Origin of the sequence: Shewanella sp. SG41-4, from assembly GCF_014164505.1 — a bacterium.
In the GTDB taxonomy this organism is placed as follows: domain Bacteria; phylum Pseudomonadota; class Gammaproteobacteria; order Enterobacterales; family Shewanellaceae; genus Shewanella.
The window spans coordinates 1-1,712 of sequence record NZ_JACJFI010000537.1; the positions used below are offsets into that span (position 1 = coordinate 1).

Annotated in this window: 3 protein-coding genes; all 3 read left to right on the forward strand. The window is 40.8% G+C overall.

Annotated features, from left to right (window positions below):
- Positions 1-597: type II secretion system F family protein (locus H5202_RS21975; protein WP_182773907.1), on the forward strand; the 597-nt coding region annotated here is incomplete at its 5' end.
- A gap of 30 nt (positions 598-627) precedes the next feature.
- Positions 628-1,554, forward strand: a complete 927-nt coding sequence (locus tag H5202_RS21980) for a prepilin peptidase (RefSeq protein WP_182773908.1) — start codon at positions 628-630, stop codon at positions 1,552-1,554.
- Positions 1,551-1,712: dephospho-CoA kinase (locus H5202_RS21985; protein ID WP_182773909.1), on the forward strand; the 162-nt coding region annotated here is incomplete at its 3' end. The genes H5202_RS21980 and H5202_RS21985, both read left to right, overlap by 4 nt.

Below are 1,712 nucleotides of genomic sequence, written 5' to 3' on the forward strand. Positions count from 1 at the left end.
GCATTCACTCAATTTGTAGTTGGTCTTTCTAGAGGGTTACAAGCCTCATGGTATTATTTTGTAATTGCTATTGTTGCTGTTATTTGGCTATTCAAAATTGCTCATAATAACTCACAGGCCTTCCGTAACCGAATAGATGAAATGGTTTTAAAAATCCCAGCCATTGGCAATATCCTCCATAAAGCTGCTATGGCACGTTTTGCTCGTACTTTATCTACAACCTTTGCTGCAGGTGTTCCATTAATAGATGGTTTAGAATCTGCTGCTGGAGCATCTGGCAACTATGTTTATCGAAGCGCGCTATTAAAGGTTCGCCAAGAAGTCATGGCTGGTATGCAGATGAATGTTGCAATGCGCACGACCAAATTATTCCCTGACATGTTAATTCAAATGGTGATGATTGGTGAAGAGTCCGGTGGTTTGGATGAAATGCTGAACAAAGTCGCCAACATTTATGAGATGCAAGTGGATGATGCTGTAGATGGTTTATCGAGCCTAATTGAGCCAGTTATGATGGTAGTGATTGGCACTGTTGTCGGCGGGTTGATTGTAGCAATGTACTTACCAATTTTCCAAATGGGTAATATTGTCGGTTAATATTAAATAATTCTCAAAAAAAAGAATAACATGACTGAATTTATTTCAACTTTTGTTGCAACAATGATTCAATACCCTTGGGTCTTTGTTGCGATTAGCTTTGTTTTTGCGGCCACCATTGGCAGCTTTCTCAACGTCGTGATCCACCGTTTACCTGTCATAATGAAACGAGAATGGCAAAGCGAATGTAATTTTTACCTCAATGAATATCATCCTGATATTGTCGAACAGGTCGGTAATGACCGTTTAAACAAACCCATTGATGCTTTTCCTGCTAAATACAACATTGTGGTACCTGGTTCTGCCTGCCCAAAATGTAAAGCCAATATAAAACCTTGGCATAATCTACCAATATTGGGTTGGATAATGCTTAAGGGTAAATGTGCCGATTGCAAAACCAGCATTTCAAGCCGCTATCCTATTATTGAGCTGTTAACCGGTGTATTGGTTGCTGCATTAGCCTGGCATTTTGGCCCAACATGGCAATTTGTTTATGCCAGTATTTTAACCTTTGTGTTAGTGGCATTAACGGGTATCGATTTAGATGAAATGCTATTACCGGATCAGCTCACCTTACCGATCCTGTGGTTAGGGTTAATCATTAACCTTAAAGGCATTTATACTAGTCCGGAAGACGCTATTATTGGCGCTGCTGCAGGGTATTTAAGTTTATGGTCGGTATTCTGGTTATTTAAATTAGTCACTGGCAAAGAAGGCATGGGATACGGTGACTTTAAACTATTAGCCGTCTTCGGTGCTTGGTTAGGCTGGCAAATGCTGCCATTAATTATCTTACTGTCTTCACTAGTAGGTGCGGTAGTGGGCATAACCATGATTATGACTAAGAAGCTCAACAAAGGTAATCCAATCCCCTTTGGTCCTTATATCGCTGCGGCAGGCTGGATAGCGTTAGTATGGGGACATGACATTCTTAATTGGTATCTTAGTACGTTATGAGCTTAAACAAGTATGTTGTAGGGTTAACAGGCGGCATAGCCAGCGGTAAAACCACCGTGGCTAACTTATTTGCAGAGTATGGCATAGACTTAGTAGATGCAGATGTTATCGCCCGAGAAGTGGTATCTATTGGCTCTGACGGTCTAAACGCGATAGTA

Excerpts from the sequence above, each read along its gene's own strand:
- H5202_RS21980 (WP_182773908.1), top strand. The coding sequence starts at position 628 with ATGACTGAATTTATTTCAACTTTTGTTGCAACAATGATTCAATACCCT.